The following is a 22,366-nucleotide window of genomic DNA, read 5'->3' as shown; positions in this document are numbered from 1 at the left end:
CAAAAGCCCAAATTAATGCGAAAACGGGTATACTCACGCACCCTTTTCAGGGATACGCCAAATTTTACCATTCAGGAGGGCCGATGAGCCACTTAGACAACGGTTTCCGTTCACTCAACCTTAAACGTTTCCCGGAAACGGACGACGTTAACCCGCTCATGGCGTGGGAAGCGGCGGATGAATATCTGCTGCAGCAGTTGGATGAGACTGAAATCCGCGGCCCGGTTTTGATCCTGAATGACGCCTTTGGCGCGCTGGGCTGCGCCCTGGCGGAGCACACGCCTTACAGCATCGGCGATTCCTACCTGAGCGAGCTGGCGACGCGTGAAAACCTGCGCCATAACGACCTCGACGAGTCCAGCGTGAAGTTCCTCGACAGCACCGCGGAATACCCCCAGGCGCCGGGCGTGGTGCTGATCAAAGTGCCAAAAACCATGGCGCTGCTGGAGCAACAGCTGCGCGCGCTGCGTAAGGTCGTGACGCCGGAAACGCGCATTATCGCAGGCGCCAAAGCGCGCGATATTCACACCTCGACGCTGGAGCTGTTCGAGAAAGTTCTCGGCCCGACCACCACGACGCTGGCCTGGAAAAAAGCGCGCCTGATCAACTGTACCTTCAGCGCGCCGGAGCTGGCCGACGCGCCGGAGACGCTGAGCTGGAAGCTGGAAGGCACCGACTGGACCATCCACAACCATGCGAACGTCTTCTCCCGCACCGGGCTGGATATCGGGGCGCGTTTCTTTATGGAACATCTGCCGGAAAATCTGGAAGGTGAGATTGTCGATCTGGGCTGTGGTAACGGCGTGATTGGCCTGACGCTGCTGGCGAAGAACCCGGACGCCAGCGTGGTGTTCAGCGACGAGTCGCCAATGGCGGTGGCCTCCAGCCGTCTCAACGTGGAAACCAACATGCCGGAAGCGGTGGATCGCTGCGAGTTTATGATCAACAACGCGCTGTCTGGCGTAGAGCCTTTCCGCTTTAATGCGGTGTTCTGCAACCCGCCGTTCCACCAGAAGCACGCCCTGACGGATAACGTCGCGTGGGAGATGTTCCACCACGCGCGCCGCTGCCTGAAAATCAACGGCGAGCTGTACATCGTGGCGAACCGCCACCTGGATTACTTCCACAAGCTGAAGAAGATTTTCGGCAACTGCGTCACCATTGCGACGAACAATAAGTTCGTGGTGCTGAAGGCGGTGAAGCTGGGACGTCGTCGGTAAGATTGGGGATGTGCGGCCTGATGCCCTCACCCCGACCCTCTCCCACAGGGAGAGGGAGCAAGCGCTAAAAACGGCAACGGGGTTGCCGTTTTGCTTTTACCCTGGCCGCCCGGCAATACCCTAGATCGCCAGAGCCAGCTTCGTCCCCTGCGCAATTGCCCGCCGCGCATCCAGCTCCATCGCCACGTCGCACCCGCCAATCAAATGCACCGTTTTACCGGCTTCGCGCAGCGGATCGGCCAGATCCCGCTTTGGCTCCTGCCCGGCGCACAAAATGACATGATCCACGCGCAGCAGCTGCGGCTCGCCGCCGATCGTGACGTGCAGACCCTCGTCGTCGAACTTCTGGTAGCTCACCGCCGGGATCATTTTCACCCCGCGCGAGAGCAGGGTGGCGCGGTGGATCCAGCCCGTGGTTTTGCCCAGCCCTTCGCCCGGCTTGCTGGCCTTACGCTGGAGCATCACGATCTGGCGCGGGCTTTTCGGCAGCTGCGGCCCTTCCGGGCGTAATCCGCCGGACTGGCTCAGGCTGGTATCAATGCCCCATTCTACGCAAAACTCGGCAATGTTCTGGCTGGTGGCCTCGCCCGGCTGGCTTAAATACATGGCGGTATCAAAGCCGATCCCGCCGCAGCCGATAATCGCCACCTTCTCACCGACCGGCGTTTTGTCACGCAATACATCCAGATAGCTCAATACTTTCGGATGATCGATACCTTCGATCGCAGGCGTGCGCGGTACGATCCCGCTCGCCAGGATCACCTCGTCGAAACCGATCAGATCCGCCGCGCTGACAAACTGATTAAGCCGCAGCTCGACGCCCGTCAGGTCGATCATCCGGCGGTAGTAGCGCAGTGTTTCATAGAACTCCTCTTTGCCGGGGATCTGTTTGGCGATATTAAACTGACCGCCAATCTCCGCCAGCGCATCAAACAGCGTTACGCTGTGCCCGCGCGAGGCGGCATTCACCGCAAACGCCAGGCCCGCGGGGCCAGCGCCCACCACGGCCAGACGTTTTTTATTAACCGCCGGAACGATCGGCATTTTGGTTTCATGGCAGGCGCGCGGGTTAACCAGGCAAGAGGTGACCTTGCCTACGAAGATCTGATCCAGACAGGCCTGGTTACAGCCGATGCAGGTGTTGATCTCGTCCGCACGGCCGCTTTGCGCTTTGGAGAGCAGTTCGGCATCTGCCAGGAACGGCCGCGCCATCGACACCATATCGGCGTCGCCTCGCGAAATCACATCGTCCGCCACCTGCGGATCGTTAATGCGGTTGGTGGTGACCAGCGGAACGGACACTTTGCCTTTCAGCTTCCGTGTTACCCAGCTGAACGCCGCGCGCGGCACCGGCGTGGCGATGGTCGGGATGCGCGCCTCGTGCCAGCCAATCCCGGTGTTGATAATCGTGGCACCGGCGGCTTCAATCGCCTGCGCCAGCTGCACGGTTTCGTCGAACGTGCCGCCGCCTTCCACCAGGTCGAGCATCGACAGGCGGAAGACGATAATAAAGTCTGCGCCCGCACGTTCGCGCACCGCGCGCACTACCTCCACGGCAAAGCGCATCCGGCGGGCGTAGTCGCCGCCCCATTCGTCGTCGCGCTGGTTGGTGCGGGCGGCGAGGAATTCGTTGATCAGGTAGCCTTCCGAGCCCATCACCTCCACGCCGTCATAGCCCGCCTCGCGCGCCAGCGCCGCGCAGCGGGCAAAGTCGTCGATCAGCGCGAGTATCTCATCGTGGGTCAGGGCGTGAGGTTTAAAACGGTTAATCGGCGCCTGAAGAGCCGACGGCGCGACCAGGTTGGGCTGATAGCTGTAGCGTCCGGTGTGCAGGATTTGCAGTGCGATTTTACCGCCCTCGCGGTGTACCGCGTCGGTCACAATGCGGTGGTGCGGCAGCTGTGAAGCATCGTTCAGGACCGCGCCGCCCTCCATGCCCACGCCGGAAGGCGCAGGGGCCACGCCGCCGGTCACAATCAGCGCCACCCCGTGGCGGGCTCGCTCGGCGTAGAAGGCCGCCAGACGCTCGGCCCCGTCCGGATGCTCCTCCAGCCCGGTGTGCATCGACCCCATCAACACGCGGTTTTTGAGTGTGGTGAACCCCAGATCGAGAGGGGCGAATAACGACGGGTAGCGGCTCATAGTCTCTTCCAGTGTAAAATTATTGTTATGTGGTCGGATGAGTTACTAATTTAGCCAGCGGGGAGTAAAAGGGAAAAGGCGAATGCAGTGATTGTGATGGGATTCAAATATTGGTGTGGCCTGATGCCCTCTCTCTAACCCTCTCCCTGAGGGAGAGGGGACGTAATCTCCCTCTCCCTCAGGGAGAGGGCCGGGGTGAGGGGGATGTCCGCACCAGCCCCGGTGCCTGCCACATCGACGTCGTCAGCCCGCTGTCCACCAGCCCAAGCTGGTCCGCGTACACCGCCTGCCATTTCTGCATCATGCCGTCGTACAGTTCACGGTGCTGCGGGTTTGGCGTGAACTCGCGGCTCCACTTCACCAGCCGCTCGCCCGTCGAGGCCATATCCGCAAACAGCCCCGCGCCCGCGCCTGCGGCAATCGCGCAGCCGAGCGCCGTCGCCTCTTTCACTTCCGGCACGCGCACCGGCAGCCCGGTGACGTCGCTTAAAATTTGGCTCCACAGGGCGCCTTTGGCCCCGCCGCCCGCAAACACCAGGCTTTCAAACGTCACGCCGGAGAAGCGCGAAATCTGCGCCAGGTTGCAGGCCGAGACAATCGCCGCGTTCTCCTCCAGGGCGCGGAACAGCGTCGCTTTGTTGCACTTTTCCGGGTCGATGGAGAGGTTAATAAACGACGGCGCGGCGTGGTACCACTGCTTGAAATGCATCGCGTCGGAGAAGATCGGCATCACCCCGTGGGAGCCCGCCGGCACGCGGCTCGCCATCTCCTCCAGCAGGGAATAGGTGTCCATCCCCATCCGCTCGGCAATCAGCTTTTCCTCGGCGCAGAAGGCGTCGCGGAACCAGCGCATGGTCAGCCCGGTAAAGAAGCTGATCGACTCTGCCTGCGCCATGCCGGAAATAACGTGCGGATTCACGCGGATGTTCATGTCGGGGTCGGTGCGCACCTGCGGCAGATTGACCACCTGCTGCCAGAAGGTACCGCCCAGCACCGCCGTCTGTCCGGCGCGGACCACGCCCAGCCCCAGACAGCCCAGCTGCACGTCGCCGCCGCCCATCACCACCGGCGTGCCTTCGCGCAGGCCGCTCTGCTGCGCGGCCTCTTTGGTAATCGCGCCCAGCACGGTGCCGGTCTCTTTCACCGGGGAGAGGATATCGGCGCGCAGCCCGGCCATGTCGAGCAGCGCCGGACGCCAGTCGCGGGAGAAGAGATCCAGCATGCCGGTGGTGCCCGCGTTAGACGGGTCGACCGCCAGCTCGCCGGAGAGCTTCGCCGCCAGCCAGTCGCTGATCATGGTGATGGTCGCGGCCTTGCGGTAAATATCCGGGCGATGGTGCGCCAGCCACAGCAGGCGCGGCATGGCGCTCAGCGCCAGCGTCTGGCCGGAAACCTCATACACTTCCGATTCAAAACGGTCGTCGTGGATCTCTTTGAGTTCGGCCACCTCGCGGCTGGCGCGGGCGTCGACGTTGGCGCAGGCCCAGATGGCCTCGCCGTTGCGGTCATACAGCACGATCCCTTCGCGCATCGAGCAGCAGGCGACGGACTGAATGTCCGCCGCGCTCAGGCGCGCACGTTCCAGCGCCTGATGAATGCACCGGCAGGTCAGGTGCCAGTTGGTCTCCAGATCGAACTCCATCGATCCCGGCACGTTCTCCACGCTCAGGTGCTTCCACTCGGCCTGGCCGACGGCAATCTGGTTGCCCTGTAAATCGAAAATCACGGCGCGAACGCTGCCTGTCCCTGCATCTAACGCTAAAAGGTAACTCATGAGCTTGCCTCGTTGTTAGCGCAGGGCGGCTCTTAGTCGGCCAGAGCCAGCACCGCGCGGGCTGTCGTCTCCTCCGTCACCAGGCCATTGATACGGCGACCCTTCAGTGCGGAATAAATCGCATCGGCTTTCTCTTCTCCTCCGGCCACGCCAACGATGGTGGGCAGCTGCGCCAGTTCATCGAGCGTGACGCCCAGTAGTTCTTTGTGGATCTCCAGCTCCTCGACGCACTCGCCTTCGGCATTGAGGAAATAGCCGAGAATGTCGCCGACCGCGCCTTTACGGGCATACATCAGCTGTTCACCTTCGCTGATATAGCCGGATCGCAGTATTGTGGCGTCACGACGCTGGTTCACTGAACCAATGCCGACCACTGCCACGTCGGCGGCGGTCGCGGCGAGGATCACGTCCCGCACGCTGGTCTCGCGTTTTAAGATCCCGGCAACTTCTGCGGATGACACGCGAAGCGGGGCGGGTATCATGCTGACGCTGCAGGCCGCGTCCAGCTGGCCGATACCGGTCATATAGGGTCCGACGCCGCCGGAGAGCGTCACCAGGCGGATCTGCTGCGAGCTGATAAAGCCGCTCAGGTGCTGCAGGCAGCTCATGGTGGTTTCACCAAACCCCACCGCCAGCAGCTGGCCTGGCTCCAGTACGCCCATCAGCGACTGCGCCGCGCCAATGCCCAGCCGTACGTTCATCGGCGGCGTATTTAACGCGGGCATCACGCGCACCAGCTTCAGGCCAAAGCGCTGCTGTAGCTCGGTCTCCAGCGCCAGACAGCCCTCGTAGCGGGAGTTGATCTGCACGCGGATCACCCCGGACTGACGGCCTTTTTCCAGCAGGCGAGAAATCTTCAAACGCGGCAGCCCGAGCCGCTCGCCGATATCGTTCTGGGTTAATCCGTCGTGGTAGTAGCACCAGGCCACGCGCGCCACGAGTTCCTCTTCCGCCAGTGCCAGCCCGGCAAACCGTCCTTCTTCCGCAGTGCGTTTATCGCTCATAGTTGAACTCTTATAAAAATTTAGATCATATGTTCGTGATGGCGCGAAGGGAAAGTGTGAGCCACGCGACAAAACGGATCTTTTAGATCGTTTCTGCTTTATCTGAATCTCAATCGATAAAACTGTGATCCCTGCACGGTTGTAAATATAGTTCACCGTCTACGCTTTTGAACATTATTAAATCTAAAAATCATTTGTTCAATAGCGGAGCGATGATGACACCACTTCTCGACGCGCGGAATATCAGCAAGCAGTTCTCAGGCGTGCCGGTTCTAAAAGGCATATATTTCACGCTGCTTGCGGGCCAGGTGCACGCCCTGATGGGCGGAAACGGCGCGGGAAAATCGACGCTGATGAAGATCATCGCCGGGGTGGAAACGCCGGACGGCGGTGAACTTTATGTCGAGGGGCAGTCATATGCGCGGCTCACGCCCGCTCAGGCGCACGGGTTAGGCATTTATCTGGTGCCGCAGGAGCCGCTGCTGTTTCCCAACCTGACGGTGCGGGAAAACATCCTGTTCCGCCTGCCGCGCGAGCGCGATCTGGAAAAGCGGCTGTCGGAGAAACTCCAGCAGCTCCAGTGCCAGCTTCACCTCGACGCCGCCGCCAGCACCCTGGAAGTGGCGGATCAGCAGATGGTGGAGATCCTGCGCGGGCTGATGCGCAACGCGAGGATCCTGATCCTCGACGAACCTACGGCCTCCCTCACACCCGGCGAAACCGAACGGCTGTTTCGCCAGATCCGCGCCCTGCAGGATCTTGGCGTCGGGATTGTCTTTATCTCGCACAAGCTGCCGGAAATTCGCATGCTTTCGAGCCACGTCTCGGTGATGCGCGACGGCGCGGTGGTGCTGAGCGGTGAAACCGCGCAGTTTGACGACAGCGCCCTGATCGCCGCCATGACGCCGGTGAGCAGGGAGAAATCCCTCAGCGATACGCAAAAGCTGTGGCTGGCGCTGCCGGGCAACCGGCGCACCCAGGCGCAGGATTTCCCGGTGCTGCGGGTGGAGGATCTTACCGGAGAAGGGTTTATCGATCTCAGCCTTGAGATCTACGCCGGCGAGATCGTCGGCCTGGCCGGGCTGGTGGGATCCGGGCGCACCGAGTTTGCGGAAACGCTCTACGGCCTGCGGCCCGTGCGCGGGGGCCGCGTCTGGCTGGAGAACCAGGAGATCACCGGCGATCCGGTAAGTTCACGCCTGGAAAAAGGGCTGGTCTACCTGCCGGAAGACAGGCAGGTGTCCGGCCTGTTCCTCGACGCGCCGATCCGCTGGAACACCGTGGCGCTCAACGAGCCGTCGATTTGGCAGCAGCGCAAGCGGGAGTCGGCGGTGGTGGAGCGCTATCACCGGGCGCTGGGGATCAAGCTCAACCATGCAGATCAAACCGTGCGCACGCTCTCCGGCGGCAACCAGCAGAAGGTGCTGCTCGCGCGCTGTCTCGAGGCCAACCCTTTACTGCTGATCGTCGATGAACCGACGCGCGGGGTGGACGTCTCGGCGCGCGCCGACATCTACCAGCTGATAAAAAGCGTGGCGGCGCAGAACGTGGCGGTGCTGATGATCTCAAGCGATCTTGACGAGTTCCCGGGCCTTGCGGACCGGGTGCTGGTGATGCATCAGGGCGTGCTCAGCGGCGAGCTGCCGCGCCACGCCGTCAGCCTCGACAGGATGATGGCGCTGGCATTCGGAGGGCAGTCATGAAGACCTTACTGAAAAACCGCGAGCTGAGCGCATTTCTCGCCATTCTGGCGCTGTTCGCCGTGCTGGTGGCGCTGAATCCGTCCTATCTGAGTTTACAGACGCTGGGGATGATCTTCGCCAGCTCGCAGATCCTGATCCTGCTGGCCATCGGCGCGGCGCTGGTGATGCTGACCCGCAATATCGACGTGTCCGTCGGCTCCATCGTCGGGCTGTCCGCCATTGCCGTCGGCGTGGCGCTGAACAGCGGCTACGGCCTGCCCGTTTCCATTCTCTTCGCGCTGTCTATTGGCGCTTTGGCCGGGGCGTTCAACGGGTTTCTGGTGGTGGGGCTGCGCATTCCGGCGATTGTCGCCACCCTCGGCACGCTGGGGCTGTACCGCGGCGCGATGCTGCTCTGGACCGGCGGAAAGTGGATTGAGGGGCTGCCGCCCGGGCTGAAATCCCTCTCTGAGCCTGCCTCCATCGGCATTTCGCCGCTCGGCATGCTGGTGTTGATTATCGCGGTCACGGGCGCGTGGACGCTCTCGCGCACCGCGTTCGGGCGTGATTTCTACGCGGTGGGGGATAACCTCGCCGCCGCGCGACAGCTGGGCGTGGCGGTGAACCGCACCCGCATGATTGCCTTTACCCTGAACGGCATGCTGGCGGCCTGCGCTGGGATCGTCTTTGCCGCGCAGATTGGCTTTGTGCCCAACCAGACCGGCAGCGGGCTGGAGATGAAAGCCATCGCCGCCTGCGTGCTCGGCGGCATTTCGCTGCTGGGCGGCACGGGGACGCTGATTGGCGCGCTGCTCGGGGCCTTCTTTCTGACCCAAATCGACACCGTGCTGGTGCTGTTCAGGCTCCCGGCGTGGTGGAACGACTTTATCGCCGGGCTGGTGCTGCTGGGCGTGCTGGTGCTCGACGGGCGCCTACGCCAGGCGCTGGCGCGCCATCAGCGGGCGCTGAAGTACGGCCGCTTCCAGCCGGGTAACAAAGGGGGAAAGCACGTCACCCCGTTTCCAAAACGCAAAAAAGAGGTGGCGTAAATGAGGCTTAACTGGGAAAGCGCGCTGCTGATTTTACTGGTGCTGGAGATCCTGCTCTTTGGCGCCATCAACCCGCGCATGCTCGACGTCAACATGCTGCTGTTCAGCACCAGCGACTTCATCTGCATCGGCATCGTGGCGCTGCCGCTCACGCTGGTCATCATCAGCGGTGGGATCGACATCTCCCTCGGCTCAACCATTGGACTGTGCGCCATCGCGCTGGGCGTGATGATGCAGGCGGGGTGGCCGATGACGGTCGCTATTCCATTGACGCTGCTGCTCGGCCTGCTGTGCGGACTGCTGAATGCGGCGCTGATCCACTACACCGGCATTAGTCCTTTAGTAATCACCCTCGGCACGCTTTACCTCTACGGCGGCGGCGCGCTGCTGCTCTCCGGCATGGCGGGCGCGACGGGCTACGAGGGCATCGGCGGCTTCCCGGACGGCTTCACGGCGTTCGCTAACCTCACGGTGCTGGGCCTGCCGATCCCGCTGGTGCTGTTCGCGGTGATTACGTTTTTCTTCTGGCTGATTACCCACCGCGGGCGCTTTGGTCGTCATCTGTTTTTGATTGGGCAGAATCCGCGCGCGGCGCGCTATGCGGCGCTGTCGGTGAACGGCATGCCCTACGCGCTGTACGGGCTGGTGGGCGTGGCATCGGCGGTTGCCGCGCTGGTGATGGTCTCCTATTTCGGCTCCGCGCGTTCGGATCTGGGGCGTGATTTGCTGATGCCCGCGCTCACCGCCGCCGTGCTCGGCGGGGCCAATATCTACGGCGGGTCAGGTTCGGTTGTCGGTACAGCGCTGGCGGCGCTGCTGGTGGGCTACCTGCAGCAGGGTTTACAGATGGTCGGTATCCCAAACCAGGTGTCGAGCGCGCTGTCAGGGGCGCTGCTGGTTGTGGTGGTGATGGGACGTTCGCTGAGTCTGCACCGCGAGTGGGTGCGTTCTCTCTTTAGAAAACTATCCGGAGCGTAAGATGAAAACAAAACTGATAGTCCTGGCAATGGCCCTCAGCTTCGCCTCGGCGCAGGCGGCGGACCGCATTGCCTTTATCCCGAAGCTGGTGGGCGTGGGGTTCTTCACCAGCGGCGGCAACGGCGCGAAAGAGGCGGGGAAAGATCTCGGCGTGGACGTGACCTACGACGGCCCGACCGAGCCGAGCGTCTCCGGGCAGGTGCAGCTCATCAATAACTTCGTTAACCAGGGCTATAACGCCATTATCGTCTCCGCCGTGTCGCCGGACGGCCTCTGCCCGGCGCTCAAGCGCGCGATGCAGCGCGGCGTCAAGGTCCTGACCTGGGATTCCGACACCAAGCCGGAGTGCCGCAGCATCTACATTAACCAGGGGACGCCGGAGCAGCTGGGCGGCCTGCTGGTGGAGATGGCGGGCAAACAGGTCACCAAACCGAACGCTAAAGTGGCATTCTTCTACTCCAGCCCGACCGTCACCGACCAGAACCAGTGGGTGAAAGAGGCGAAGGCCAAAATCGAGAAAGATCACCCCCAGTGGCAGGTCGTGACGACCCAGTTTGGCTATAACGACGCCACCAAATCCCTGCAAACCGCCGAAGGGATCTTAAAAGCCTATCCGGATCTGGATGCGATTATCGCCCCGGACGCCAACGCGCTTCCAGCGGCGGCGCAGGCGGCGGAAAACCTGAAGCGGGAAGGGGTGGCGATTGTCGGCTTCAGCACGCCGAACGTGATGCGCCCGTACGTTGAGCGCGGCACGGTGAAAGCCTTCGGCCTGTGGGATGTCGTACAACAGGGCAAAATTGCGGTCAACGTCGCCGATCGCCTGCTGAAAAAAGGCGAGCTTAACGTCGGCGACAGCGTGGACGTAAAAAATATCGGCGCGCTGAAGGTCGAGCCGAACAGCGTGCAGGGCTACCAGTATGAGGCGAAGGGCAACGGCATCGTGCTGCTGCCGGAGCGCGTGGTGTTCACCAAAGAGAACATCAGCAAATACGATTTCTGACGGGGGAGCAAATGGCTGATTTAGACGACATCAAAGACGGCAAGGATTTTGGCATCGGCACGCCGCAGCAGAATGTGCCGTACACCCTGAAGGGCTGCGGCTCGCTGGACTGGGGCATGCAGTCCAGGCTTTCGCGCATCTTCAATCCGCAGAGCAACCGCACGGTGATGCTGGCCTTTGACCACGGCTACTTTCAGGGGCCGACCACCGGCCTTGAGCGTATCGACCTCTCCATCGCGCCGCTGTTTGGTGAAACCGACGTGCTGATGTGTACCCGCGGCATCCTGAGAAGCCAGGTGCCAGCCGCGACGAACAAACCGGTGGTGCTGCGCGCCTCGGGAGGTAACTCGATTCTGGGCGAGCTGTCGAACGAGTGCGTGGCGGTGGCGATGGAGGACGCGCTGCGCCTGAACGTCTGCGCGGTGGCGGCGCAGGTGTACATCGGCAGCGAGTTTGAGCACCAGTCGATTAACAACATCATCAAGCTTGTCGATGCGGGCGCGCGCTACGGTATGCCGACGCTGGCGGTGACGGGCGTCGGCAAGGAGATGGCGCGCGACGCGCGCTATTTCTCGCTGGCCAGCCGCATCGCCGCCGAAATGGGGGCGCAGTTCGTCAAAACCTACTATGTGGACGAGGGCTTTGAGAAAGTGACCGCCAGCTGCCCGGTGCCGATCGTTATCGCCGGGGGCAAAAAGCTGCCGGAGCACGAGGCGCTGGAGATGTGCTGGCGGGCGATCGATCAGGGGGCGTCGGGCGTGGACATGGGACGCAATATCTTCCAGTCCAGCGCGCCGCTCGCCATGCTGAAGGCGGTGAAAAAAGTGGTTCACGAGAACTGGAACGCCCGCGATGCGTTCCAGTTCTGGCAGGAAGAGAAACAGGGAGAAGCAAAATGAACGTGACGCTGGTGGAGATCAACATTAAGCCCGAGCGTGTGGACGAATTTCTGGAGGTGTTTCGCGCCAACCACGAGGGGGCAATCCAGGAGCCGGGAAACCTGCGCTTTGACGTATTGCAGGACCCGAGGGTGAAGACCCGGTTCTTTATCTACGAGGCCTATAAAGACGAAGAGGCGGTGCTGGCGCACAAGCAAACCCCGCACTACCTGGCGTGCGTGGATAAGCTTGAGGAGCTGATGTCGGAGCCGCGCAAGAAACGCAGTTTTGTGGGGCTGTTGCCGGAGTAACGGCTTTGCCGGGTGGCGCTGCGCTTACCGGGCCTACGGGGGCGAGGCTGTGTTGATTTTGTAGGCCGGGTAAGCGCGAGCGCCACCCGGCGTTGTTCAGGCCAGCGCCAGATCCGCAAGTATCGCAGCAAGCGCTTCGCGCGGCTCACCCTGAAGAGCCTGAAGCGGGAAGGGGAGCGCGGGTGTTTCAACTTTCCCCAGCATCTCTGCCGCTGCCGCTACCACCCGTAAGCTGCCGTATCGACGGAACAATTCCCACAGCGGCTCCAGCCGCTCGGATTGTGCCGCCTCTTTCGAACGGGCAATCGCCAGTGCTGCTTGCGGAAACAGCCCGCCAACCACCGAATACCAGACGTCAAACCCGGCCTGCAGGGCGGAGGCCGCTCGCCAGTCACCGGCGATGCCCAGCGTGACGTTGTCAGGAAGACGAGCGCGTACCTGCGACAGGTCCTCCGGCACGCGGCCAAGCTTTATGGACCCTATATTCGGCAGGGCCGCGGCGGCAAATAACAGTTCATCGCTAAACGAAAATCCGGTCGTGGCGGGATTATCGTAAATGCACAGCGGTACGGAGAGCTGGCGGGTCACCGTTTCATAGAGATGAAACACTTCGTCTTCCGTTAATCGCTGGTACGACACGGGTGCCAGCAGCACGCCGGAGACGCCTGCCGATTGCGCGTCGTCAGCTAGACGCAGAATATCGTCCAGCCGTAATGCGCCGATGCTGACGATGACCGGAATGTCATCAGCATGCGCCACCGCGCAGCGTGCGATCCGGCCGCGCTCTTCAACGGTCAGATAGGCATAACTTCCCGTTGAGCCCAAAATGCCCAGTGAATCCACGCCAGCGTCGACAACGGGGCGCAGAAGATTGATGAAGGAGTGCTCGTCAAACGTCCCCTCCTTAAGGGGCGTTAACGGAAACGCGCTTAATCCGTGAAACATCGTGTTGTCCTCTTACAGCGTCAGCAGTTGAACCCGAGCCGTGGATCCCGGCATCAGCCGCTGCAGGTTGTTGACCAGTTCTTCTCCTGCCTCTTCCAGTGCCGCAAGGGGCATCGACGGCAGGCTTTCAAGAATAAACCACATGGATTGTGCCTGCTTGTCCAGACGGGTACGTACCCCCTGTCGCCAGTTCCAGCGGCGGCAGGTGACGCCGAGATCGTCGCGCCAGATAACCTCGCCCGGTTCCGGATGTTCCATCACTGGTTGTCCCTCTTTGAAGGTATCAAACGGCTCGCTGCCGTCGGCCAGCGTCAGACGCGGCGCACCCGAATACGCCGCGAGATTTTCCCCGCCCACCGGAATGGCATAGCGAATACTCACCGCGTTATAGATATCTACGACCGGATCCAGCGACGGCAGCGAACCGTCTTTCAGTACCCGCTTGCGCAGGGCAGATGCCGAGCAGGGCGTGCGTTTCGGTTTCGCGCCGAAGGCTTTAAACACCTCATCCCAGTCTGAAAGGTGTGCATCAGCCCATGGCACATCATCATTCAACATCTGCTGGCAGGCCTGCGCCAGCGCGGCGGGCGCAACCTCGGGGTGGGTTATCGGCGCAGCTTCAACCAGAATGCTCAGCGCCCGAAAGCCCGGGGCAATCCCGGCAAGATGCGAATCTATTGACGGCGTAACGAGAGACATAAATAATCCTGTATTGACTGTTTTATACCATGGTAGTGACCAATGACTGATAAAGTCAATATAATGACTTCGCAGGGTGCCGATGTTGCCCTGGTAAGCCTGGCCGTGGCAAACCGCATACGCAACTGGCGCAAAGAGAAAAAGCTGTCTCTGGACGAGTTGTCCCGCCGGGCAAGCGTTAGCAAAGGCATGCTGGTGGAGATCGAAAAGGGCGCAGCCAACCCCAGTATCGCCATCTTGTGCAAGCTGGCCGCCGCGCTCGGCATCTCCGTAGCGGATATCGTCAACGTATCCAGCGAGCCGCTGGTGCACGTTATCGAAGAGGCCGCGATACCGGTGCTGTGGCAGGGCGCACAGGGTGGACGCGCCAGACTGCTGGCGGGAACCGCAGGCCCGGATATGATTGAGCTATGGCAGTGGGAGATGCAGCCGGGAGAGCGCTTTACCTCTCCGGGGCACCCGGCGGGAACCTTTGAGCTGCTGCACGTGAACGAAGGCGTTTTAACGTTGACGGTGGATGAGACGGTGACCCAGGTTAACGCTGGCGCATCGGCGGTGGCGAAAACGGAAGCGGCGCACGGATATGCGAACGAAGGCGATACCGTGCTTCGCTTCACCATGACGGTGGCGGAATTTCACCGATAAAAAGCAGCCCGGTGGTGCTACGCTTACCGGGCCTGCATGCAGTATTTTGTAGGCCGGGTAAGCGTAGCGCCACCCGGCGTTGATTACGCTTCTTCCACACTTATTCGCAGCGCTGCCAGCGCTTTACGCGCCGCTTTCAGCACCTGCTCACACTGCTCAATCGTCAGCGTCAGCGGCGGTTCAATGCGGATGGTTTTCGAGTTGTTGAGCGTGCCGGCCACCAGCACCCGCTGGCGGAACATCTCGCTCGCGAAGCTATAGCCGGTTTCGTTATCGACAAATTCAATAGCCATCAGCATCCCTTTCCCACGCGCGTCCTGCACCAGGTCCGGATACTCCCGGCCTAGCTGACGGAAGCCGTCCAGCAGAATGTCGCCTTTCTGCTCCGCCTGGGCGGGCAGGTTTTGCTCCAGCAGCACGTTGATGGTTGCCAGCGCGGCCGCACAGGCCAGCGGGTTTCCGCCAAAGGTGGTGGTATGCAGGAACGGGTTGTCGAACAGCACCGAGAACACCTCTTCAGTCGCAACCGTCGCACCAATCGGCATCACGCCGCCGCCGAGCGCCTTCGCCAGGCACAGGATGTCCGGCTGAACGTTTTCGTGCTCGCAGGCAAACATCTTGCCGGTGCGCCCCATCCCGGTCTGGACTTCGTCGAGGATCAGCAGCGCGCCAAACTCATCGCACAGCTGACGCACGGCGGGCAGATAGCCCTGCGGAGGGAGGATCACGCCGCCTTCACCCTGAATCGGCTCCAGGATCACCGCCGCCACGTCATCACCGGTTTTACGGCATTCGCTCAGCACGGTGCGCATGCCGTTAATGTCGCCGAACGGCACGTGGCGGAAGCCCGGCAGCAGCGGCATAAACGGTTTGCGGAAGGTCGATTTGGCGGTAGCAGACAGTGCGCCCAGGGATTTACCGTGGAACGCGCCGCTGGTGGCGATAAAGGTGAATTTCCCGCGCGGCGACTGGTACGCTTTGGCGAGTTTAATCGCCGCTTCGACCGATTCCGTGCCGCTGTTGCTAAAGAAGCTGTACTTCAGTTTGCCGGGCGTTAAGGCCGCCAGCGTTTTCGCGAGCATGGCGCGAAGCGGGTCGAGCAGTTCCTGGCTATGGAGAGGTTGTTTCGCAAGTTGATTCTGTACGGCGGAAACCACAACTGGATTACGGTGCCCCACGTTGAAGATACCAAAACCACCCAGGCAATCGATAAACTCCTGTCCCTGGGTGTCGACAAGCGTGTTAAGACTCCCCGCTTGCCACTCTACGGCTCCGTAATCCCCGCCGGCGGTAACAGATTTGCGATACTCCAGAAAACCTGGATTGACGTGCTCTTTAAAGTAATCGATGACCTCTCGGTTAAGTTGTTTCATCTCCTCATGATCGAGCGTTCGCTTCTCAATGAGATTCAGTGCGTGCGCGGTACAGGCAAGAGCCGAGGCGCTGGAAGGTAACCTGTTCAAAATGTGCTCCCGGGGATCGCGTATCACATGATACTGGTTTAAGTATTGCAGGGATTACGCCACTTCAGATGACTTAACGAAAATCGGGATAAACGCCAGGTTAAAATAATGTTGCACAATATTTAATCATGCCGGAGCAACCGAAACGGGATTTAGCGGTACGGGACAAAAAGGGTAAATGAGGCCGGAAAAGCGCATCTGCACTAAAGAAGTGCATTGGCTGCAACTTAAGTGGGCATTAACTGGTCATGCTTTATAGGTAATTTCTTTGCGAAAGTATTTGAAATCAATGAATTATAAAATCGTACAAAAAGTATGGTTTAAGTGAAATCTGCGATCTTCATCAAGTTTAACAACTAAAGATAAATTGTTTACCGCCGAAAAAACATTGACCCACAAAATTAACATTCAAATAACCTGCAAGGGATGCCCACGATGTCCTCTCCAACCTATGTCACCCAGAATGAATATCCTCTGGACGATGACACCACCTTAATGTCTACCACAGACGTCCACAGCTACATCACACACGCCAACGACACCTTTGTGCAGGTGAGCGGCTACCAGCTTGATGAGCTGACGGGCCAGCCGCACAACCTGGTCCGCCACCCCGACATGCCAAAAGCCGCGTTTGCCGATATGTGGTGCACGCTGCAGCAGGGCGAGCCGTGGAGCGGAATTGTCAAAAACCGGCGCAAAAACGGCGACCACTACTGGGTGCGTGCGAATGCGGTGCCGATGGTGCGCCGCGGGCAGGTGACGGGCTATATGTCCATTCGCACCAAAGCCACGGCGGAAGAGATTGCCGCCGTGGAGCCTCTCTACCGGGCGCTGAACGACGGGAGCTGTAAGAAACGCGTGCACAAGGGGCTGGTGGTTGGAAAAGGCTGGCTGGGTAAACTGCCGGCAATGCCGCTGCGCTGGCGCGTGCGCAGCGTGATGGCGGTGCTCTTTGCCCTGCTCGCCGCCACGCTGGTCGCAACTTCCGCCGGGTGGATGCCGCTCGTTGCTGCCGCGGTGGTGATGCTGCTGGGAACGCTGCTGTTTGAGCAACAGATTGTCCGCCCGGTAGAGAATGTGGCCCGACAGGCGCTGAAGGTCGCAACCGGTGAGCGCAACAGCGTGCAGCATCTGAACCGCAGCGACGAGCTGGGGCTGACGCTGCGCGCGGTCGGGCAGCTGGGCCTGATGTGCCGCTGGTTAATCAATGACGTGTCGAGCCAGGTGGTGAGCGTCCGTGACGGCAGCGACAGGCTGGCGCAGGGGAATGAAGATCTGAACGATCGGACGCGTCAGACCGTGGCGAACGTGCAGCAGACCGTCGCGACAATGAACCAGATGGCCGCTTCCGTTCAGAGTAACTCTGAAACCGCCGCCGAGGTGGACAAACTCTCCGTGGCCGCCAGCAGCGCGGCGACGAAAGGGGGCAACGCGATGCAGACCGTGGTCAAAACCATGGATGACATTGCCGACAGCACGCAGCGAATTGGCTCGATTACCTCCCTGATTAACGATATCGCTTTCCAGACCAATATTCTGGCGCTGAACGCGGCGGTCGAAGCGGCAAGGGCAGGGGAGCAGGGCAAAGGTTTTGCCGTGGTCGCGGGCGAAGTTCGCCATCTCGCCAGCCGCAGCGCCAGTGCCGCCAATGATATTCGTAAACTCATTGATGCCAGCGCCAGCAAGGTGCAGTCCGGCTCTGAGCAGGTTCACGCCGCGGGCCGCACAATGGATGATATCGTGGTGCAGGTGAAAAACGTGACGCAGCTTATCGCCCAGATCAGCCACGCGACCTCCGAGCAGGCAACCGGGCTGTCAGAGTTGACCCGCGCGGTGGCTGAACTCGACAGCATCACGCAGAAAAACGCCGACCTGGTCGAGGAGAGCGCCCACATTTCTGCGATGGTGAAGCACCGCGCCGGACGCCTTAAGGATGCGGTGACTGTGCTTCATTGAGTCAGTAATGTTCTAAAAAGCCGTTTATTCCGTAAGGAATAAGCGGCGTTTTATTTTTCTGATTGTGACTATTAATGTGGTTTATTGTTAATTTAATATTAAATAAGTAAAGAAAGCGCCTCAGTTATTTATCCCTGCCTAAGTCAGTTATCCAGAACGCTATTTTGGAAAATACCCCTCCAGTGGTCTGGTAACGATCGATGGAGCAATATTAATAGTCTCTACCTATCCATTGTGACGGTTATGAAATAAAAAAACGATCAAACTCATAAAGTTAGCGAAATCGTTACCGATAACAGCGATCGTCTGAGAAATAATCACATCGATGGAGAAAATATGTTCTTACATGACGTAAAGATCGGCACGAAATTATTTCTGGCGTTCGGGTTCTTTATTGTCCTGATGGCCATCAGTGCGAGCCTGTCTCTGCTGAGCCTGAACCGGGCTAATAACGGGATGCAATCGATTATTACCAGCGATTATCCGACCACGGTAAAAGCGAACCAGTTAATCGATAACTTCCAGGAATTTATTAGCACTCAACAGCTGATGCTGCTGGACGAGCAGGGCACCTATACGGGGCAATCTCAGCAGCGCCTGAAAGAGATCAGCGAGCACATCACGGTGATCCTGGGCGAGCTGAACAACGCGTTGCAGGATCAAAAGTCTCAGCAGGTGCTGGAGGAGATCCGCAGCGTGCGCCAGCAGTATCTGGACTCGCGCTACCGCATTTTGCAGGCGGTGCAGAACAACAATCGTGCGGGCGCTATTCAGGAGATGATGACCACCACCCTCGCCGTGCAGCAGGCTTATAAAGCGAAGGTGAAGGAGCTGATTACCATTCAAAACAGCGAGATGCAGAGTGCCGGCGCGCAGGTGGAAGGGGATTTCAGGTCTAACCGTCTGCTGCTGATCCTGCTCACGCTCTTTAGCGTTGCGGCAGGCAGCCTGATTGGCTGGTTTATCGTGCGCGCTATCACTCGTCCGCTCGGCGAGGCGGTGCATTTTGCAAAAGCCATTTCTGAGGGCGATCTCACGGGCAGCATCACGCCACACGGAAAAGACGAAACGGGTCTGCTGCTGCATGCGCTAATGGAGATGAAAACGCGACTGCTGGACATCGTGCAGCAGGTGCAAACCGGCTCGGAGAATATCTCCAGCGCAGCCGCGCAGATTGTCGCCGGAAACCAGGATCTGGCCGCGCGCACGGAAGAGCAGGCAAGTTCTGTAGAACAGACCGCCGCCTCGATGGAGCAGATTACCGCGACGGTGAAAAATACCGCCTCGCATACAGGGGAAGCGACCAACCTCTCGGCCGATGCCGCCACGGTGGTTAAAAACAACGGCGAGATGATGAAGCAGGTGACCAGCAAAATGCGCCTGATTAACGAGACGTCGAACCGAATGTCCGACATTATCGACCTGATTGACGCTATTGCTTTCCAGACCAATATTCTGGCGCTGAACGCGGCGGTGGAAGCGGCGCGCGCCGGCGAGCACGGTCGCGGCTTTGCGGTGGTGGCGGGTGAAGTTCGCCAGCTTGCCCAGAAGAGCGCGTCATCTGCCAGCGAAATCCGCGAGCTGATTGAGAGCTCTACCAGCCAGACCCAGGACGGGATGAACCTGGTTGAAAAAGCGAGTGCGCTGATCAACGGGATGGTCGGCAACGTGGAAGAGATGGACGCGATCCTGCGCGAAATCCGCCAGGCCAGCCACGAGCAGACGGAAGGTATCTCGCAGATTAACAGCGCGATTGGCCTGATTGATGCCACCACCCAGCAGAACTCCGCGCTGGTGGAGGAGTCTGTGGCGGCGGCAGCATCGCTTAACGAACAGGCGATGCACCTGAAGGAACTGGTACGCGTCTTCCGCGTGAGCGAGCACGCTCCGGCTTAGTCCAGCTGGGAGATCTCGAGCGCCGCGCGGTCAATAACGCCGATAATCTGCTTGAGCTGCGCGTCGCTGAGCTCTCCCTGATTCACCTTCAGGTCTAACACCGCTTTGAAGTTATCCAGCGCCCGCTTCATCTGCGGGTTTTTGCGCAGCTGAAACCGACGGAACGGGCTTTTATACGCACCTGGATCTGTTCCAGCTGTTCCCTGTTTTCGTCCAGCCAGCGTTGTCCTTCAGCGGTAATCGTAATCGTCTTACGACCGTTCTCTTCTTCCGTAATGGTGATAAAGGTTTGATCCTGAAGATAATCCAGGGTCGGGTAGATCACTCCTGGGCTCGGGGTATAATTCCCCTGGGTCAGATTCTCGATCTCTTTGATCAGCTCGTAGCCGTGGCTCGCGCTGCGGGTCAGGATATCCAGAATCACCAGCCGCAGATCGCCGTGGCCGAAAAAGCGCGGTCGGCGCCCGCCGCTGTCGTGTTCGTGTCGCATAGAAGCCTCTTTAATTTGATATATCTAAACTATATCTAAGATATATTCAGATGCAATCTAAAAGATCTTGCATTTTTGCTTATTAGTAATCATTATCATTTGAAAATTGATTTAGATATATCGTATTCACCAGAAAAGGGGCTAAAAATGGCATCTACCCGTTACCCACAGCGTGTTCGTAATGACCTGCGCTTTCGCGAGCTGACGGTGCTCCGCGTTGAGCGCCCCAGCGCGGGTTTCCAGCGCATTGTTTTAGGCGGCGAGCAGCTGGAGGGCTTTAGCTCCCGCGGTTTCGACGACCATACCAAAGTCTTTTTCCCGGCACCCGGGACGACGTTTACGCCGCCGGTGGTCACCGATGAAGGCATCGACTGGGGCGACGGCGTGCGTCCGCAGGCGCGCGACTATACGCCGCTATACGATGAGGCAAATCATGAGCTGGTTCTCGATTTCTTCATTCATGACGGCGGCATTGCCAGCAGCTGGGCGGTTGAGGCGAAAGCGGGAGACAAGGTGACCATCGGCGGCCCGCGCGGTTCGCTGGTGGTGCCGGAGGATTACGCCTGGCAGCTGTACGTGTGCGATGAATCCGGCATGCCCGCGCTGCGCCGACGCTTAGAGAGCATTGCTCAACTGCCGGTTCGCCCGGACATACACGCGGTCGTGACGGTTGGGGATGAATCGTACCAGGACTATCTGGCGGACCTGAGCGCGTTCAATATCACGTGGGTGGTGGGCCACAGTGAGCAGGCAGTCGCTGACCATCTGGCGGCGCTGACCGTTCCGGGGGACGATTACTTTATCTGGCTGACCGGGGAAGGGAAGGTGGTGAAACGCTTGAGCCGTCAGTTTGAAACCGACGCAATTGACCCACAGCTGGTGCGTGCCAGCGCATACTGGCACGCCAAATAATCAGGCTGCCGAATCCAGCTGCGCTTCGCTCACCTGATGTTCGAGCGAGGCGCGGACCTCGTGGAGCGCTTTCTCCTGCTGAGCAAAGTACGCTTCCATATTGCTCAACGACGAGACCAGCAGCCAGGACTCCTCTTTCTCCAGCTCCGCCAGCTCGTTCACTAAAATGTCGATTTGCTCGCGAACCTGCGCCATTTTTTTGCGGATACGTTCCAGATCGTTCAGCCTGTCGCTTGCCATCAATGGCTCGAAGCCCTGCTGCAGGCGGGCCACCAGCGAACGAATGGCTTTCACATCGCCGCGCTGCTTCGCCTGGTTAAGCTGTACCATCATGTTGTTGGCTTCTTCTTTCAGATCGTCCGCCACCAGATCCGGGTGGCAGAGCTTGCTCGCCTGCCGCCAGAGACGCTTGAGTTCGTTCTGGTCCTCTTGTGAAAGATGCTTACCTTTGCGCAGCCGCACTTCGGCATCGTGATGCTGTTCGCGATACTTCTCGTACTCTTCGTTCGCCTCGTCGCGCGCCTGACGCGCAGGCTCCTCTTCGCGCGTTAAGCCGCTCTCCAGCTCCAGCGCTTCGGCCAGCAGGTTGGCAATCAGATTGCTTTGCTGCTCCAGATGCTTACGCGCCTCGGCGGCCTGCACGGAGTCCGCCGGGAGATCGCGCCAGCGCTGGGTCAGCGTCGCCAGCACCTCTACCGCCTGCGCCATATAGCGCTGGCAGCGACGGTAATCTTCCTCGCGACGACGCGCTTCCGCCTGCTGACGGCGCAGATTGAGCTCGGCCAGCGTTTTACGCAGGGCGAGGATCTGCTGCATCAGCGGTCCGAGGCGAGAAAAATAGAGATCGTTGAACTCATCAAGCTGCTGCACCCGGGCGTTGCGCCGGTCAATCAGATCGCGCAGACGCTCTTCCAGCGCCTTCAGCTCCAGCTTGCTGGCGGCCACCTGCGGATCGCGCCATTGAGTCACGGCGCGCTGGCCCTGCAGCCAGGCGGTAATTGCCGCCATCGCAGAGGTGTAGTTCTTCTCCTCAAGCGCCACGACGATTGCCTGTAGCTCATCGTCAAACGCTTCATTTTTCAGGCGTGTCAGCTGGCTCTGGATGATGTCGTCATCTTCCAGTTCAATGGCATTTTTAATGATTTCTAGCCGTTTGATCGGTGTGCTCATGATGCCTTTCGCTTTGGCGCTTAAGTATTTGAGTTAAGGTTAGTTGTTGTAAAAGCTACAGGAAATAATACACACGGATGATGATCGGCGCGATGGGGGATTTCTTTAGTTTTTAGGGTTTGTGAGGGTGAGCGGCAGGCCGGGCTACG

18 protein-coding genes and 1 pseudogene are annotated in these 22,366 nt (G+C 59.8%); 11 read left to right on the top strand and 8 right to left on the bottom strand.

Annotated features, from left to right (window positions below; translation table 11 throughout):
* Window positions 1-83 precede the first annotated feature (83 nt).
* Window positions 84-1,220 carry a 23S rRNA (guanine(1835)-N(2))-methyltransferase RlmG gene (gene rlmG, locus ACZ6J2_RS13965; protein ID WP_471725998.1) on the top strand — a complete coding sequence of 379 codons (1,137 nt, stop codon included), beginning with the start codon at window positions 84-86 and terminating at the stop codon, window positions 1,218-1,220.
* 120 nt (window positions 1,221-1,340) lie between these two features.
* Here rlmG and ACZ6J2_RS13960 read toward each other — a convergent pair whose 3' ends face one another.
* The 3 genes from ACZ6J2_RS13960 to lsrR form a co-directional block, all read right to left on the bottom strand.
* Window positions 1,341-3,362 (bottom strand): oxidoreductase, encoded by a 2,022-nt coding sequence (locus tag ACZ6J2_RS13960; RefSeq protein WP_471725997.1) that lies wholly within the window; start codon window positions 3,360-3,362, stop codon window positions 1,341-1,343.
* 178 nt (window positions 3,363-3,540) lie between these two features.
* A complete protein-coding gene (lsrK, locus tag ACZ6J2_RS13955) occupies window positions 3,541-5,136 on the bottom strand; it encodes an autoinducer-2 kinase (RefSeq protein WP_471725996.1) in 1,596 nt (531 codons plus the stop codon).
* A gap of 32 nt (window positions 5,137-5,168) precedes the next feature.
* Window positions 5,169-6,140 (bottom strand): transcriptional regulator LsrR, encoded by a 972-nt coding sequence (lsrR, locus tag ACZ6J2_RS13950; protein WP_471725995.1) that lies wholly within the window; start codon window positions 6,138-6,140, stop codon window positions 5,169-5,171.
* Between the two features lie 215 nt (window positions 6,141-6,355).
* Here lsrR and lsrA point away from each other — a divergent pair, with 215 nt between their 5' ends.
* Genes lsrA through lsrG form a run of 6 tightly spaced genes read left to right on the top strand, consistent with a single transcriptional unit; the run spans window position 6,356 to window position 12,041 of the window.
* Window positions 6,356-7,843 carry an autoinducer 2 ABC transporter ATP-binding protein LsrA gene (gene lsrA, locus ACZ6J2_RS13945; RefSeq protein ID WP_471726047.1) on the top strand — a complete coding sequence of 496 codons (1,488 nt, stop codon included), beginning with the start codon at window positions 6,356-6,358 and terminating at the stop codon, window positions 7,841-7,843.
* The gene (gene lsrC / locus ACZ6J2_RS13940) at window positions 7,840-8,871 is read left to right on the top strand and encodes an autoinducer 2 ABC transporter permease LsrC (RefSeq protein WP_471725993.1); all 1,032 of its coding nucleotides are present in this window, start codon (window positions 7,840-7,842) and stop codon (window positions 8,869-8,871) included. The genes lsrA and lsrC overlap by 4 nt, the downstream gene beginning before the upstream one ends.
* Entirely contained in the window at window positions 8,872-9,849 is a 978-nt protein-coding gene (gene lsrD, locus ACZ6J2_RS13935; RefSeq protein ID WP_471725992.1) for an autoinducer 2 ABC transporter permease LsrD, read from the top strand.
* Window position 9,850: 1 nt separating this feature from the next.
* On the top strand, window positions 9,851-10,852 hold the full coding sequence (lsrB, locus tag ACZ6J2_RS13930) for an autoinducer 2 ABC transporter substrate-binding protein LsrB (RefSeq protein WP_471725991.1): 1,002 nt from the start codon (window positions 9,851-9,853) through the stop codon (window positions 10,850-10,852).
* 11 nt (window positions 10,853-10,863) lie between these two features.
* Window positions 10,864-11,751 (top strand): 3-hydroxy-5-phosphonooxypentane-2,4-dione thiolase, encoded by an 888-nt coding sequence (gene lsrF, locus ACZ6J2_RS13925; protein ID WP_023333522.1) that lies wholly within the window; start codon window positions 10,864-10,866, stop codon window positions 11,749-11,751.
* On the top strand, window positions 11,748-12,041 hold the full coding sequence (lsrG, locus tag ACZ6J2_RS13920) for a (4S)-4-hydroxy-5-phosphonooxypentane-2,3-dione isomerase (RefSeq protein ID WP_008503162.1): 294 nt from the start codon (window positions 11,748-11,750) through the stop codon (window positions 12,039-12,041). Before lsrF ends, lsrG begins: the two co-directional genes overlap by 4 nt.
* Window positions 12,042-12,137: 96 nt before the next feature.
* Here the strand turns inward: lsrG and ACZ6J2_RS13915 are convergent, their stop codons facing one another.
* Together ACZ6J2_RS13915 and ACZ6J2_RS13910 are read right to left on the bottom strand one after the other, a co-directional pair.
* Window positions 12,138-12,986 carry a dihydrodipicolinate synthase family protein gene (locus tag ACZ6J2_RS13915; protein WP_471725990.1) on the bottom strand — a complete coding sequence of 283 codons (849 nt, stop codon included), beginning with the start codon at window positions 12,984-12,986 and terminating at the stop codon, window positions 12,138-12,140.
* A gap of 12 nt (window positions 12,987-12,998) precedes the next feature.
* Window positions 12,999-13,685: a B3/B4 domain-containing protein gene (locus ACZ6J2_RS13910; protein ID WP_240608670.1), complete on the bottom strand. Its 687-nt coding sequence runs from the start codon at window positions 13,683-13,685 to the stop codon at window positions 12,999-13,001.
* Window positions 13,686-13,727: 42 nt separating this feature from the next.
* Between ACZ6J2_RS13910 and ACZ6J2_RS13905 the strand changes: the two genes are divergently transcribed.
* Window positions 13,728-14,330 carry a helix-turn-helix domain-containing protein gene (locus ACZ6J2_RS13905; RefSeq protein ID WP_039260488.1) on the top strand — a complete coding sequence of 201 codons (603 nt, stop codon included), beginning with the start codon at window positions 13,728-13,730 and terminating at the stop codon, window positions 14,328-14,330.
* An 83-nt stretch (window positions 14,331-14,413) separates the two neighbouring features.
* On the opposite strand, the gene ygjG is transcribed toward ACZ6J2_RS13905, so the two are convergent.
* On the bottom strand, window positions 14,414-15,793 hold the full coding sequence (ygjG, locus tag ACZ6J2_RS13900) for a putrescine aminotransferase (RefSeq protein WP_471725989.1): 1,380 nt from the start codon (window positions 15,791-15,793) through the stop codon (window positions 14,414-14,416).
* Between the two features lie 435 nt (window positions 15,794-16,228).
* Here ygjG and ACZ6J2_RS13895 point away from each other — a divergent pair, with 435 nt between their 5' ends.
* Together ACZ6J2_RS13895 and ACZ6J2_RS13890 are read left to right on the top strand one after the other, a co-directional pair.
* Window positions 16,229-17,749: a methyl-accepting chemotaxis protein gene (locus ACZ6J2_RS13895; protein WP_471725988.1), complete on the top strand. Its 1,521-nt coding sequence runs from the start codon at window positions 16,229-16,231 to the stop codon at window positions 17,747-17,749.
* A gap of 336 nt (window positions 17,750-18,085) precedes the next feature.
* Entirely contained in the window at window positions 18,086-19,645 is a 1,560-nt protein-coding gene (locus ACZ6J2_RS13890; protein ID WP_471725987.1) for a methyl-accepting chemotaxis protein, read from the top strand.
* Here ACZ6J2_RS13890 and ACZ6J2_RS13885 read toward each other — a convergent pair.
* Window positions 19,642-20,135, bottom strand: a pseudogene (locus ACZ6J2_RS13885) (PadR family transcriptional regulator). The gene ACZ6J2_RS13890 and the pseudogene ACZ6J2_RS13885 overlap by 4 nt on opposite strands.
* A gap of 147 nt (window positions 20,136-20,282) precedes the next feature.
* Here ACZ6J2_RS13885 and ACZ6J2_RS13880 point away from each other — a divergent pair.
* On the top strand, window positions 20,283-21,047 hold the full coding sequence (locus ACZ6J2_RS13880; RefSeq protein ID WP_471725986.1) for a siderophore-interacting protein: 765 nt from the start codon (window positions 20,283-20,285) through the stop codon (window positions 21,045-21,047).
* Here the strand turns inward: ACZ6J2_RS13880 and ACZ6J2_RS13875 are convergent, their stop codons facing one another.
* A complete protein-coding gene (locus ACZ6J2_RS13875; protein WP_471725985.1) occupies window positions 21,048-22,217 on the bottom strand; it encodes a DNA repair protein in 1,170 nt (389 codons plus the stop codon).
* Window positions 22,218-22,366: the final 149 nt, after the last annotated feature.

The sequence above is a fragment of the Enterobacter sp. E14S genome (genome assembly GCF_055666685.1).
This window is presented reverse-complemented; position numbering and strand designations above follow the sequence as displayed.